This window comes from Arenibacter arenosicollis (assembly GCF_014397245.1).
GTDB classification, from domain to species: Bacteria; Bacteroidota; Bacteroidia; order Flavobacteriales; family Flavobacteriaceae; genus Arenibacter; species Arenibacter arenosicollis.
In genome coordinates this window covers 15595-29343 of record NZ_JACLHY010000033.1, presented here as the reverse complement: position 1 = coordinate 29343, position 13749 = coordinate 15595, and the positions used below count along the sequence as shown (strand labels likewise).

The 13749-nt window shown below is 38.6% G+C and carries 12 protein-coding genes; 4 read left to right on the top strand and 8 right to left on the bottom strand.

The annotated features are described in order from the left end of the window. Position 1: 1 nt before the first annotated feature. From H4O18_RS20465 to H4O18_RS20455, 3 genes are all read right to left on the bottom strand, one after another. Positions 2-1753 (bottom strand): aromatic amino acid hydroxylase, encoded by a 1752-nt coding sequence (locus tag H4O18_RS20465; protein WP_187588146.1) that lies wholly within the window; start codon positions 1751-1753, stop codon positions 2-4. A gap of 275 nt (positions 1754-2028) precedes the next feature. Continuing rightward, complete coding sequence (locus H4O18_RS20460) at positions 2029-2589, bottom strand: DUF4136 domain-containing protein (protein ID WP_187588144.1); 561 nt, start codon at positions 2587-2589, stop codon at positions 2029-2031. A 68-nt stretch (positions 2590-2657) separates the two neighbouring features. Next, positions 2658-2825 (bottom strand): C1orf53 family protein, encoded by a 168-nt coding sequence (locus H4O18_RS20455; RefSeq protein ID WP_187588142.1) that lies wholly within the window; start codon positions 2823-2825, stop codon positions 2658-2660. A gap of 181 nt (positions 2826-3006) precedes the next feature. Here H4O18_RS20455 and H4O18_RS20450 point away from each other — a divergent pair, with 181 nt between their 5' ends. The 4 genes from H4O18_RS20450 to hemL are packed head-to-tail and all read left to right on the top strand — an operon-like array spanning position 3007 to position 6391. Then, complete coding sequence (locus H4O18_RS20450) at positions 3007-3360, top strand: hypothetical protein (RefSeq protein ID WP_187588140.1); 354 nt, start codon at positions 3007-3009, stop codon at positions 3358-3360. Beyond that, positions 3357-4253: a 1-aminocyclopropane-1-carboxylate deaminase/D-cysteine desulfhydrase gene (locus H4O18_RS20445; RefSeq protein ID WP_425489142.1), complete on the top strand. Its 897-nt coding sequence runs from the start codon at positions 3357-3359 to the stop codon at positions 4251-4253. The genes H4O18_RS20450 and H4O18_RS20445 overlap by 4 nt, the downstream gene beginning before the upstream one ends. Further along, positions 4250-5098, top strand: a complete 849-nt coding sequence (locus H4O18_RS20440; RefSeq protein WP_187588136.1) for a glucosaminidase domain-containing protein — start codon at positions 4250-4252, stop codon at positions 5096-5098. Before H4O18_RS20445 ends, H4O18_RS20440 begins: the two co-directional genes overlap by 4 nt. 3 nt (positions 5099-5101) lie before the next feature. Continuing rightward, positions 5102-6391: a glutamate-1-semialdehyde 2,1-aminomutase gene (hemL, locus tag H4O18_RS20435; protein ID WP_187588134.1), complete on the top strand. Its 1290-nt coding sequence runs from the start codon at positions 5102-5104 to the stop codon at positions 6389-6391. Positions 6392-6460: 69 nt separating this feature from the next. Here the strand turns inward: hemL and H4O18_RS20430 are convergent, their stop codons facing one another. The 5 genes from H4O18_RS20430 to H4O18_RS20410 all read right to left on the bottom strand — a co-directional run bounded on the left by H4O18_RS20430 (position 6461) and on the right by H4O18_RS20410 (position 13689). Beyond that, the gene (locus H4O18_RS20430; protein ID WP_187588132.1) at positions 6461-6919 is read right to left on the bottom strand and encodes a hypothetical protein; all 459 of its coding nucleotides are present in this window, start codon (positions 6917-6919) and stop codon (positions 6461-6463) included. Positions 6920-7506: 587 nt separating this feature from the next. Next, positions 7507-7692, bottom strand: coding sequence for a hypothetical protein (locus H4O18_RS20425; RefSeq protein ID WP_187588130.1), 186 nt, complete (start codon positions 7690-7692; stop codon positions 7507-7509). Positions 7693-7913: 221 nt separating this feature from the next. Further along, complete coding sequence (locus H4O18_RS20420; RefSeq protein WP_187588128.1) at positions 7914-10415, bottom strand: zinc-dependent metalloprotease; 2502 nt, start codon at positions 10413-10415, stop codon at positions 7914-7916. A 335-nt stretch (positions 10416-10750) separates the two neighbouring features. After that, positions 10751-12181, bottom strand: a complete 1431-nt coding sequence (locus H4O18_RS20415; RefSeq protein WP_187588126.1) for an SLC13 family permease — start codon at positions 12179-12181, stop codon at positions 10751-10753. Between the two features lie 95 nt (positions 12182-12276). Then, positions 12277-13689: a PKD domain-containing protein gene (locus H4O18_RS20410; protein WP_187588124.1), complete on the bottom strand. Its 1413-nt coding sequence runs from the start codon at positions 13687-13689 to the stop codon at positions 12277-12279. Between the last annotated feature and the right edge of the window lie 60 nt (positions 13690-13749).

The following is a 13749-nucleotide window of genomic DNA, read 5'->3' as shown; positions in this document are numbered from 1 at the left end:
GCTATATTACCAAGCTTTTATCTACCAAACCTAGGCCGTCGTCTATAAGATGACCTAATTGCGGTTTATGTTGTTTAAGGGTTTCCAGGTATGATTTTAAGTCTTTGGCAAAATGTTCATCTCCATTGTTTTTTGCCAATTCGTAAAGTTCAACAGCAAGTAACCAATCTTTTGGGTGATTGGCTTTTATTTCATGAAAAACCTTGTTTCTGGAAATAGTAACATTTTTACCTTCCCTAAATTCCCTTACTTGCTTGTACAACTGCTCTAATTGTTTTCTTTTTTGAGTTTTGGCCGATTTTATAGTGGTATCCGTAACCTTATGGGTCACCAAATCAAAACTTTTTAAATCCGCAGGACCATTGAAAACGGAAACGATATTTTCTCCAACCGCCATATGGTATAATCCCATATTGGGATGAAAGAGTATTTTTTCATTATGGGTAACCGTGCAATTGGCCAGTGTGATCAGTATTATTTCCCCTTTTAGGTTTCTAGTACCTGTAATAATTTCCCCGGAAACTTTTATGTCGCCGATAAATTCAAGGGACACAAATTCACCTTCATAAATATTATAGGCTTTCAGGTCACGGGGGCTCATATCCTCAATGGCTAGATTTATGCCCTTTAATTTTCCTATTGGCGATCCAAAGCCATTGGGGTGCTGTATAATTCCATGTCCGATCAATTCCTTTTCTCGATAGGCAAGCGCCGTATTTCCAATGGTCTGTAGATAGACCGGTTTTCCTTCATGGGAAATGACACTATCAAAATTACCGGATATTTGTAGGCCGGTACTTAGTTCCACGGTCCCCAATTCTTTAGAGTTTATAAGTTTCTCCAATCCACTTAATCCGCCCTTTCTAAGGGACATGGTATTGGCAAACTCCTCCAAAACTTGGTTGAGGTAGGCAAAATCCCGAGTAACAAACAGTTGTGGCTGTGGCTGTGTAATATCAAAGGAAGTATGTGCTGCTTCAATGGAATAGGGTATTTTTTTAACCTTGTCCGTCATGCACCAAGCACTTTCCCCAATGGAAGAAAGTAGGCCTGCCCCGTATATTTTAGGTTCGTCCAGAGTGCCGATTAGGCCATATTCAACGGTCCACCAATGAAGGTTCCTTATAAGTGCTATTTCACTGGGCTCCCCCATGTTCTCCTGTAAGTCCTCAATTTTCTTTCGGGCCTTATCTATATCAGCTTGCGGGGTGCCTTCGGCTTCCTTTATAATGGACAAATGTCTTACGGCTTCATAAAGTTCATAATCCTTGGCACTGGAAATGGCTTTGGATCCAATTTCCCCAAACCGCCGTAGGTATTCCGCGTATTCGGGATTGGCTATGATGGGAGCGTGGCCGGCCCCTTCATGTATTATATCTGGTGCAGGGGTATATTCAATATGTTCCAATTGTCGTATGTCCGATGCTATGACCAAGACATTGTAGGCCTGGAATTCCATAAAGGCCGATGGGGGAATAAAGCCGTCTACAGCTACGGCAGCCCACCCTATTTCCTTCAAAATTCGGTTCATGCCATACATATTGGGAATATGATCTATGGAAATGCCCGTTTTTTTTAATCCCTCCAGATAACTTTTATGGGCAACCTTGCTTAAATAATCCACATTTTTGCGCATTACATATCGCCACACCGCCTGATCGATCGGCGAGTAATCCTCATAATCTTGAGGTTTTATATACTGCTTCAAATGCTTGGGAAGCTTATCCAGTATGTAGTTGCTTTCGTAGGACATACAATGGGTTTTAATCCTCTTAAAGGTACAAAATGCCCTCATGTCCCCCAAGGAAGATGTTATATTATTGTGTGGGTATTTATCTTGCTCGGTAGCGTTGGAAAGTGGCTAAAGTTGTTGGTTTTTAACCATACTCGCTTAGTTTTAAGTAACTACCAATAAAAAATTCCCTTCCACAAAAAGGGGAAGGGAATCAAGGGTAATTTAATCCAATACATTGCTTTAGGGCCACTTAATTGTTTAATGACCAAAAGGTGTTGATGAGGGAGATTTTATTAGTTCACAACTGTCCCGGGAGGATAGGCTTCCAAAATTTCAGAAACAAACTCTTTTATCCTTGCTTCCTTCTTCTCCATATTTCGAATGTTGTTCAAGGTTCCAATACCTCGTCCCTGCCAGACCAATTCCTTGTTTTTGGCGTCGATGATGTCTATATACAAAGAGCCTTCGGTCCTTGTGCTAACATTGTTTCCACCGTAATAGGGAGATCCCCAGTAAAAAGGAGACCAGCCCCAGCCATAGTAGCCAGCGCCCCAATAGTTATTGTACACATCTACCTGTTGTTTCTCCTTGGTAAATATGCTCAATAAAATATCAGGATTTTCGGATTTCACAAAACCTCGAGAGCTCATCTCATCATCTATGGCATGTAATATTCTCTTTTTATCCAAATCCGATATTTGGGCCTTGTCTATACCAGTCTTGTAAAAAGCATAGGTTTTAAATGAATTAAAATTTGCTTCTTTATCATAATCTGATAATACGCGTACCGAAGTGCAGGAACTTGCGAAAAGCAGCACCAAGATCGGAACGACTAAAAATCTAATTTTTTTCATAGCTATTTTATTTGAATTAGTACTCATGATATTCCACTTAAATATTCGCAAAAATCATGCCGAAGACCTTAGTTGTGGCGCTGTGCATTCGTTTTTTGATTGTAACCGTAAGGACAATGTCTGCAGCCACTTTCACAACAATATCCCCTTTTTAGATGATATTGTTGGGTGAAAACTTTGTATCCCTCCTCTGAAAGGTAAAAATCCCCTTCCTCCAATGGTATAAATTTCTTCATTGATGTAAATTTATGGGATTTATACCAATTATTTTTAGGAGAGAAGCTTAGGGTGTTTATTTTAACAGAGTTTAGTATACTTTTTGCACTTTAACCTATTTTGTTCGTAGTAAGCCGATTATGGAAAATTTTTTTGATAATACCCTCTTATATTTGGTAAGCGCGTTATTTAGCCTAGTAAATGATAGTAGTATTTAAACATTTGTTTTATAAGAACTACGTTGGACTGTCTCTCTGGCCCTTCATTATTTTAAAGAACTCTTCTTTAAAAAAGGATGCTACGCTGCTTAATCACGAAAGAATACATTTAAGACAGCAGCAGGAATTATTAATAGTCCCTTTTTATTTCTTGTATTTATTGGAGGGTCTTATTCGGTTTCTAATTTATTTTGACGCCTATAAAGCATACCAAAATATAAGCTTTGAACGTGAGGCTTATGATAATGAATCCAATTTATATTATCTACAAGAAAGAAGGCCGTATAGCTTTATTAAATATCTTTGGGGCGAAAAGCCTTCAACGTGCAGGGAATAAATCAAAAAGTAGATCTTTCTATTTTAATTGAAAAACAAGTCGCTCTATCAGTGAAAAGAGAAGACCTGATTCATCCGTTCATCTCTGGCAATAAGTACCGAAAACTTAAGTACAATATATTGGAAGCAAAACAAAAGGGCTTGGACACCATTCTTACCTTCGGAGGTGCTTATTCCAATCATATTGCTGCTACGGCCTATGCCGGAAAATTAAACGGGATAAGAACCATTGGGGTAATTAGGGGTGAAGAGCTCAGTCGGAATTGGATGCATAACCCTACTCTGGCCCAGGCCCATGAGCATGGGATGAATTTTAAATTTGTTTCAAGAACGGCCTATAGGGAAAGGGCGGATAGGTCCTTTTTAGAGGTGTTGGAAAGGGAATTTGGTCAGTATTATTTGATCCCCGAAGGGGGTACAAATTTGTTGGCCGTTAAAGGTTGTGAGGAAATATTGACTCCGGAAGATAAGGGTTTTAACGTCATATGTTCTAGTGTTGGTACAGGTGGTACCTTGGCCGGAATTATCAATTCTTCACTTAATTATCAGAGAATTATAGGGTTTCCATCCTTAAAAGGTGATTTTCTAAAAAAAGATATTTGTAATTTTACGGCCAAAGAAAACTGGGAAATCAATTCCGATTATCATTTTGGGGGGTATGCAAAGGTTTCAGAAGAGCTTATAACATTTATTAATTATTTTAAGGAAAAGACCAATGTACCAACAGATCCTGTTTATACAGGAAAATTATTATTTGGTATTTTAGATTTGGTAAAGAATGATTATTTTAAACCGGGAACCAAAATTTTAGCAATACACAGTGGTGGTTTACAGGGAATTACAGGAATGAATTTAGTGTTAAAAAAGAAGAATCTTCCATTAATAAAAGTATGATAAAAAGAATAGCAATAACAATGTTTTTGGGTATCTTTCTAGTTAGCTGTGGTGTTAAAAAGAAAACTACCTATGCTAAAAAACCTAATGTTAGGACTACTACAGCCTCCACAAAGGCCGCACCCAAACCATTGGGCGAATCCAAAAATGAAGGAGCTTATGCCTTACCGGAGGACAATGGTAATTTTGTTAAATTTACAGTAAACTCCACAGAGGAATATATAGAAACATTTGCTGAAATTGCCCAATTTGAGATGAAGGCATATGGCATCCCGGCCAGCATTACCCTAGCCCAGGGCATTTTGGAAAGTGGTGCGGGCAGAGGGGTGCTAGGAGCCAAGACCAATAATCATTTTGGTATAAAGTGTCATACAGATTGGGATGGGGATTATGATTTTCATGATGATGATGCAAAAGGGGAATGTTTTAGGAAATATAATCATCCCATGTACTCTTTCAGGGACCACAGTGTATTTTTATCCTCTCGTGCACGCTATGCCTTTTTATTCGATTTGGAACATGACGATTATAAAGGATGGGCCTATGGCTTAAGGGAAGCCGGTTATGCAACGGACCGTAAATATCCCCATAAGTTGATTGCCCTTATAGAGCGCTATGAATTGGACAAATATGACAGGAAAGTAGTTGGGTCTGGTGCAATAGTCAAAAGAGAGCCAAAGCAGTACGATTACAAAATTCATGTAGTACAAAGGGGAGATACCTTATATTCCATTTCCAAACGGTATTTTGTTTCCATTCCGGAATTGATGAAGCTGAATAATATGACGAACAGTAATTTGGCAGAGGGCCAAAAATTGACCGTAAAATCCGAAAAAATTAGATAATTTATGATTTATAGAAGAAGCAGTGCTTTATTTGCTGAAGCACAGCGTTATATTCCTGGCGGGGTGAATTCTCCCGTAAGGGCGTTTAAGGCAGTTGGTGGTAATCCTATATTTGTGAAGGAAGCCAAAGGGGCTTATTTGTACGATGAGGATGGCAACCGTTTGATAGATTATATAGCATCATGGGGACCTTTAATTTTGGGGCATGCCCATGAGCCTGTGATCAATGCGGTTATTGAGAAGGCAAAAAAGGGTACGTCGTTCGGAATGCCTACGGAAATAGAAACCCAGCTGGCGAAATTAGCGGTTTCAATGGTTCCCAATATTGATAAGATACGTTTTGTAAATAGTGGTACCGAAGCCTGTATGAGTGCGGTTCGTTTGGCCAGGGGATTTACGGGAAAGGATAAATTAATAAAATTTGCGGGATGTTACCACGGTCATTCCGATTCATTTTTAATTCAAGCTGGTAGTGGAGCTGTTACTTTTGGCAGTCCCAACAGTCCAGGAGTTACCCAAGGAACGGCCAAGGATACCCTTTTGGCAGCCTATAACAACCTAGAAAGTGTAAAGGCTTTGGCTGCGGCCAACAAAGGTGAAATTGCGGCCATTATAATTGAGCCTGTAGCAGGAAATATGGGCTGTATTATACCTGAAGAAAGTTTTATTAAGGGACTTCGTGAACTTTGTGACCAAGAAGGTATCTTATTGATTTTTGATGAGGTGATGACCGGATTCAGATTGGCAAAAGGTGGTGCCCAAGAAGTATTGGGAATAAAGGCGGATATAGTAACTTTTGGAAAAGTAATTGGAGGAGGACTGCCCGTTGGTGCCTTTGCGGCAAGAGACGAAATTATGGGGTATTTAGCTCCGGATGGACCGGTTTACCAAGCAGGAACCCTGAGTGGAAATCCTTTGGCCATGAGTGCCGGTTTGGCAATGCTGACCGAATTGAACAATAATCCGGAAATTTTCAGGAGTTTGGCCGATAAGACCAAGTACTTGGGAGAGGGTTTGGCAAAAGTATTGAGCGATAACAATATTCCTTTTCAGATGAACAGGTTCGGTTCCATGATTTCCATTCATTTCACGGACCAACCGGTGACAGATTTTGAATCTTCAGCTAAAGGTAACAATGGCATATTTAAGAAATATTTCCACGGGATGCTTAGCCAAGGAATATACCTACCACCGAGTGCATTTGAGAGTTACTTTTTGAACGATGCCCTGAGTTATCAGGATTTGGATGAGACCATTTCGGCGCTCTCCAATATTGCTAAAGATCTGCAATAATAAAATTAAGAAGGCTAAATAGACATCACTTTGTCCATTTAGCCTTCCAAATTTATAGGGGGGAGGTATTTATTTGCCGTTAGCTCTTTCTTGGTGGCCTTTCATTCCTTTGCCTCTTCTATGGCCTTCTCTGTCCATTTTCATTTTCTCCCATTTTTCATACTGTTCATTATTCAGTATTTTATTCATCTTTTCCTTTTGTGCAATTTGACGGTCCAACATGGCCGTTTTCATGGCATAACGCTCTTCCGAAGTTAATTTTTTAGCCTCGCCGCTTTCCCTTTTAGCTTTCATTTCTTTCATTTTCTCTGCACGGTTCTTGGCATTATCCAGGTTTAAACTTTGAATTTGCTTTTGTTGGGCATCGGTAAGGTCCAGGGCCAAGGTCATCTGCTTCGTTTGTAGAGTGGCCATTTGTTCCGGGGTCATGTCTTTCATATCGCCCCTATGACCTCTTTCTCGCTCTGGTTTTTGTGCCATGGCGGTTATACCGGCCATTAATACTACTAATACAATTAATTGTTTCATCTGTTTATATTTATTTGTTATTAAAAGGTCATATGTAATTCGCCATTAAACATCTCAGCTCATTTCATCTTATTTATTATTTACTGTTATGTGTTTAGGACAATACAATGACAGATTAGTTTAAGGAGAATTGTGGATTTAGCGCAATTTTAACAGAATAGAATAAAGGAAAATGGGAAACAATAATCGGTACCCTTAGAGAAATTAACCAATAAAAAAGGGCATAAACCTAGGTTTATGCCCTTTTTCAAAACAAATTATTGGATTGTTATTGTATATTCAAGAATTGATTTCCTGAGTTGTCAGCCAAGGCTTCAATATTGACTTTTGATTTTTCAGTTGAGATTATTTCGTTTTCTGTTGTGGTATCATTGGATAGATTATTGTAAACCAGTGCTGATACTAAAAAACATATAAAATATAAAAGACTTTTTATTTTGTAGGACATAGATTTGGGGTTTTAATTATACCTCTAAGATAAATAATCTATGACCTCGAATTTGGGCAATGTTGTGAAACGCACCTAAAATTGTTGTAAAAGTCCAATTTAATGTGGTGGAAATTTTGATATAAAAGTGAATATCGTTTTATTCCAGTATTTTGTCCAGTTTTGCTATTTTAGAGTCTATATCCAAATTATTGGATTGTAGTTGAATGATTTCGGCAGAATTACGATTATTTTTGTTGTCAAATTCTGGCTCCATTGCGTAGTACAAAACAGCCGATGCTACAAAAGTGACAAAATACAATAAGCTTTTAATTTTATAAGACATAGATAAGGGGGGTGTTAAACAAGGCCTCAAAGTAGAAAAAATATTAAATAGCAAGAAATAAATTATGTTAAAATTTGCGTTTTATCGATGAAAGGCATCCATTCAACGGAAAAATCTTAGTTTGGGCCATGAAAAAAGGCTACCTGAAATAAGTAGCCCTGTTCAATGCATTCAATATGAACATTATATAATTTAAGATGGCCTTTTAAGTAATGTTCAATTTAACTATTTGGATCCAATATTAAATTTATACGTTCCACAGCATCCTGTAAATGATATTTGCTCATTGTATCGGTTGTTCTAGAAATGGCATTTTTTAGGTCCTTTCTGAGGATATTCAATTCCGCTCTTGCAATTGATCTAATATCCGATTGTCCTGTGTTAATTGGGGTGGATTTTCGGTATCCGCCTGAATTTTCCTTTTGAGTTTCGCTTTCAGCGGTCATCAAGTAGGCCAATCTTTCAATATGTGCTTTTTGAAGGTTTCTTCTATAGGTGTCAATTTTATTCCCATTCCGTGTTTCGGACCATAGGCCTTTTCTTAGATCGGTCATCATTTCCAGTATGGAATAGGCGTCCTTGCCGTTGGCAGTTTCGTTCTCAATTAATCTAGCCAGTTTGCCTAAACTCAAAATATTGTCCAAGGTTCTAACCTGCAGGCTTCTTATGCGCTCCACAGAACCTGAATATTCAATTTTATTAAATATGTCTGGGACAATCAACCATTCAGGAGTTTGGAATAATTGCTCCTGGACAAAAAGCAAGCAATTTTTTTGGTGCTCTTTGTCTACCGGGGTATAAACGGCCCCTTCTTGGTCATAGGTTTTATACAGCTCATATACCCCGCCTATGTTATTGCTTACATGGCCCATATAGCGGTTGAATTGAGAAATTACCTGACCGTAAAGGGTGTTTAGATCATCGTATTCCTTACCTTTTTCCGCGGTCCATTCTAGGAGCTTTGGGGTAATTCTTTTTAAATTTTCAATACCGTAGGCACTGGCCTTAATGGCATCGTCTCCCAAATCTTCGGTCTGGGAACTTGGATCAACTACATCTCCTACCTGCTGATGTCCAAAACGGTATAGCGGATCTCCTGAATGTTTTAAAATCCAACTATCCAAGGTTTCTTTTTCTTCTTTATCGGATTTGTCCAATATGGGACGGTAACCCCAGCTAATGGCGTATTTGTCGTATATCCCAATATCTGGCATTAGTGCAACGCCGTCGTCTTCTGGTTGGGCTATGTAGTTAAATCGGGCATAATCCATGATGGATGGTGCCGTGCCATATTTTTTGGTGAAGGAAGCGGAGCGAAGCGAATCCACTGGATAAGCCACACTGCTGCCCATATTGTGGGGCAGGCCAAGGGTGTGTCCAACTTCATGCGAAGATACAAATCTAATTAAGCGGCCCATTACTTCTTCCTTAAAGGCAACGCCCCTGGCCTCAGGATTGATGGCGGCCGTTTGCACAAAAAACCAGTTTCTTAACAAAGACATTACGTTGTGGTACCAGTTGATATCCGATTCCAATATTTCACCGGTTCTAGGGTCGCTAACATGAGGGCCGTTGGCATTTGGTATTGGTGATGCCAAATAACGAACTACGGAATAACGCACATCCTCAGGTGACCATTCCGGGTCCTCCTCGGGAGAAGGAGGGTCTTTGGCCAAAATGGCATTTTTAAAACCTGCAGCCTCAAAGGCTACCTGCCAATCCTCTATACCTTGCTTTATAAAGGGAACCCAACTTTTTGGTGTAGCCCTATCCACATAATAAACAATAGGCTTTTTGGGTTCTACAAGTTCTCCATTTTTAAATTTTTCAATATCCTCGTCCTTCACTTCCAGTCGCCAACGGTCAAGAAAACGCACAGTCTTACTTTCCTGGGCATCCAGACCATAATCTACCTGGCCACGGGCAAACCAACCAACACGCTTGTCAAAATACCGGCGTTTCATAGGTTCGTCCGGCAGTAATATCATGGAATTATTTATTTCAATGGAAATAGACCCCAAACTTTCATTGGAAGGAGCATTGCTGGCCACATAGGTCTTTACATGTCTTGCTTCTATATTTAGGGGGTAACTTTTAAGGGAGTTTATGTAACTTCTTGATTCATCCAGACGTGAAACCTTATATTCCTTCCTATAATATTCTGGCATTCCAAGAGCATTTACATCTTTCTCAAAAAGATCGTTGACTTGGATAACTGTTGCGGGCTTTAAGCTATCTTTTTTAAATGCCTTGATATCAAATGTATATAAGACCGGTTCAAAATTGGAATTTACCACGGCTTCACTTACTGGAAGCGAATCTGCGGCAACAATATCGTAGCTTACTACCCTTAGTAAAACCTTTTTTGGCAACTTTTCCCATTTAAGGACCTTGGTGTTTATTTTTCCCCCTCCAAATCCAATACCGGTAGCGGTTTTGGAAATTCGGCTTACCATTAGCATTTCCTTGTTGAATAGGGAGTCCGGTATTTCGTAATAGTGATTGTCGTCTACGACATGGACATCAAAAAGGCCTTTATCCGTTTTTGCTTCTTTAGTAATTACTTTTTCATAGGATTCTATTTTTCCTTTTTTGGATTTTTCTTTAGAATCGGTCTCTTCTGATTTTTTGTCCTTCTTTTTAAAGATTTGAGCTTCTGCAGTATGGAAGCTTCCTAATAATAAAAATGCAAATAACGCTTTCGCGAGTAAACTTTTAAACATATTTCACTCTTTTTTGATGAATTCATGGATTCTTTCAAAGAACTAAAAAATATTTAAATTTTGGAAGTGGATTGGCATTATTGCCCAATTGCAATATTATTAACGGAATTGTATGCCTTTGTGAATCTTAAGGGGGTAATTTTTGAATATATAGTGGGAAAGAATAAATTTTCCCAAATAATCTGTAACATTTTCACTTTTTAAAAGTCTATTTAGATAGAGAATTTCTTTTTATAGATTATTTGAATGAGGCAAGTGTAGAGCCTTTGTGATAGCAAAGGCTCTACTTTTGTTAGACCATTTCCAGCATGTATATTCTTTATTCAATTAATAAATTAGAAGAGTAGGGGAATTACGAATTGGAACAACAGGATCAACAGAACTACCGAGATTAGATTAAGAATTATTCCTACCCTTGCCATTTGATATACCTTTATATAACCACTTGCAAAAACTATGGCATTGGGAGGGGTGGCCATGGGCAGCATAAAGGCACAGCTACTGGCGATGGTAACGGGAATCAATAAATAAAGTATAGGAACTCCAAGTCCTATGGCTATTCCTGCCACCACTGGAGCCAGTACTGCGACCAAAGCAACATTACTCATCAATTCTGTCATGAAGAGCATTAATGTTATTAACAGGGCTACTGTAAAAAATATACTGATATCGCTGGTGGAAATCGTGTTTGCCACCATATCTACAATGCCGCTGGTAGACATACCTTCGGCCAAGGCCAGTCCGCCACCAAATAATATTAGGATTCCCCAGGCCAATTTTTCAGTATCGTTCCAACCAATTATAAAATCACCCTTTTTAAGATTAAAGGGAATCGCGAACAGGGCAATAGCAGCCACCATACTAATGATGGTATCCGATAATCCTAAAAGAGGAAATATTTCATTTATGAGCGTTCTAAAAATCCATAGGAAAACAGTAATACCGAAGATTACGAGTACCATTTTCTCTTTCCCACTGGTAGGGCCCAACTTTATTAATTCTTCCTGAATAATTTGTTTGGAGCCCGTAAATTTCAATTGTTTATTGGGAAATAACCATTTTACAAGGACCAGATAGCTAATGGTTACCATGACAATTGAAAATGGTAATCCAATAACCATCCATTTAAGAAAGGAGATTTCAATGTTGTATTCGTTTTCGAGCAAACCAATTAAAATTGAATTGGGTGGGGTACCGATAACAGTGGCTATACCTCCAGCATTGGCAGAAAAAGCAATCCCCAACATAACGTTTAGGGCAAAATTGCGATCATCTTTGGTAAAACCATCGGCATCATTCACCAATAATCCAATAACGGACATGGCAATCGGAAGCATAACAACCGTGCTGGCCGTATTACTGATCCACATACTCAAGGCCGCCGTTGCAATCATAAATCCCAATATCACTTTGTTCGGCGTTGTTCCCGTAATTTTTATAATGTTTAGGGCAATACGTTTATGTAAATTCACTTTTTCCAAGGCAAGAGCCATAACAAAACCACCAAAAAACAGAAAAATGATTGGGCTACCATAATTGGCACCTACCTCGCTGATCGGCATAATCTTAAGTAAGGGGAATAGAATTAGAGGCAATAGTGCAGCCACTGAGATGGAAACGGCTTCCGTTATCCACCAAACCACCATCCAAACCGCTACGGCTATTACGGCATCACCTTTTTCGGAAACTAGGGTAGTGGGTAAGTTTAAAAGAATAAAAAAGAATAGTGGACCTAATATTAGTCCCAATTTTTTGCTTAAATCCATACGGGAGGTTTATGGTCTTCTAAACTAGGTTATTTCCCGCAGTTATAAAAATCAAAATTAAAGAGTCACTTAAGGTTTTGTCACTACTATTCCAATTAATTAAAAATCGACTCCAAGGATATCAAATTTAAGTCTTTATCCACAGCGCCATATAAAATTTTCACAACGGATAAATCTCCTAAATTGACGATCTTATCCGTGGTTCGGTATCCAGCAACGAAGAAGAGATTATTATTTATTTCCAATAAATCCGGTATAAAATTTCCATTGTACTTCAGCTTTCCAATCTCTGTTCCGTTGGGGTCATATTTGCGTAAATAACCATCCCCGGTTGAGATTACAAAGGTATCTCCCAAAGAAATCATGGCCTGGATGTCATTATGGATACTAAAATAATGGGAGGTGATAAGCCCTCCATCGGGCTTTGAAACGGTTAGTTCCCCATTGCCATAAGTGGCTAAATTTCCATTGGACAGTTGTATTATGTGGTAAGCCCCATTTAAATGGTTGGCTTCAGTGATATGTGTGCCCAACACGGTATGGCCATATGCCACTGTTTTGGTGACGGCTAAATTAGTGTCAAAGAATATAAGTGTTGGACTGTAGTTTGTGATATGTGGTGTTGTAATATTCTTGTCGAACGTTCCTCCAAATGCCACATAGCCATTTTCAGTCTTTATCATATCGGCCAGCATGGCATTATTAGACCCTATAGTTTTGAATTGAACATCAAAGGCGTCACCATTGGCATTTCTTTTTTCAATTACGGCCTTATAAATCCCGTTATCCTTTTGTGTGCCATAAAATATAGAATTCACATCTTCTTTCAAGGTTCCGTAAAGATATTTGGTGGCAGAATTTACAGTGGACATTAATAGCCAGGTGCTCTTTAGGGTAATTTCTTGAGATCCGTATAATTCTGGTAAGGTTCGGGAAAAATGGATGTTCTTATTTCCATTGCCCAGAAAATTTATAAAGCCATGTCCAGAATTAAATTGCATATCTGCAATGTAATTGGTAGTAGGTATGAAATTATTATTTAACTCTTTGTAATAGAATTTAGGTAAAGTGAGGCCAACCAGGTCTTCAGACTTCTCCAAATAGTAAATATTACCATTGTGGGGGTTTATGCCTATCCCTATAGGTAGACCATTTAATCCATGAGAAATGTCAGGGAAGTGATAATAGGAATCTACAGGGGTCTCTACAAAAACGGTATGGCTAGAGGTTTCACTATGTCTTTGGTCGTCATATGTTACCAGGGTTATGGTGAAATTTCCTCCTTCCTTAAAGGTTATAGAGGGGCTTTCCTGATTACTGGTTTCATTATTGCCAAAATCATAGGAGTAAATCACAGCATCTTTTGAGCAATTGATCAATTGTAAGGATTCTCCAAGGGTTAAAGTATCCTTGCTTACAGAAAAACAAGCGGTTAAGTTTGTTTCAAGCTCGGGATCCATGCCATCGGCCTTTTCATCCTTGGTACAGGAAACCACAAAAATCAACATTAAAATAAGCGAGTATTTTTTTTCATACTATTAAGATTTGGGATCCTAATAGTCTTAACG

What these genes read in the sequence shown, in the direction of transcription:
- H4O18_RS20450 (WP_187588140.1), top strand. Translation starts at nt 3,007, where the DNA reads ATGATAGTAGTATTTAAACATTTGTTTTATAAGAACTACGTTGGACTG.
- H4O18_RS20420 (WP_187588128.1), bottom strand. Translation starts at nt 10,415, where the DNA reads ATGTTTAAAAGTTTACTCGCGAAAGCGTTATTTGCATTTTTATTATTA.
- H4O18_RS20465 (WP_187588146.1), bottom strand. Translation starts at nt 1,753, where the DNA reads ATGTCCTACGAAAGCAACTACATACTGGATAAGCTTCCCAAGCATTTG.
- H4O18_RS20425 (WP_187588130.1), bottom strand. Translation starts at nt 7,692, where the DNA reads ATGTCTTATAAAATTAAAAGCTTATTGTATTTTGTCACTTTTGTAGCA.
- H4O18_RS20430 (WP_187588132.1), bottom strand. Translation starts at nt 6,919, where the DNA reads ATGAAACAATTAATTGTATTAGTAGTATTAATGGCCGGTATAACCGCC.
- H4O18_RS20460 (WP_187588144.1), bottom strand. Translation starts at nt 2,589, where the DNA reads ATGAAAAAAATTAGATTTTTAGTCGTTCCGATCTTGGTGCTGCTTTTC.
- H4O18_RS20455 (WP_187588142.1), bottom strand. Translation starts at nt 2,825, where the DNA reads ATGAAGAAATTTATACCATTGGAGGAAGGGGATTTTTACCTTTCAGAG.
- hemL (WP_187588134.1), top strand. Translation starts at nt 5,102, where the DNA reads ATGATTTATAGAAGAAGCAGTGCTTTATTTGCTGAAGCACAGCGTTAT.
- H4O18_RS20440 (WP_187588136.1), top strand. Translation starts at nt 4,250, where the DNA reads ATGATAAAAAGAATAGCAATAACAATGTTTTTGGGTATCTTTCTAGTT.
- H4O18_RS20415 (WP_187588126.1), bottom strand. Translation starts at nt 12,181, where the DNA reads ATGGATTTAAGCAAAAAATTGGGACTAATATTAGGTCCACTATTCTTT.
- H4O18_RS20410 (WP_187588124.1), bottom strand. Translation starts at nt 13,689, where the DNA reads ATGTTGATTTTTGTGGTTTCCTGTACCAAGGATGAAAAGGCCGATGGC.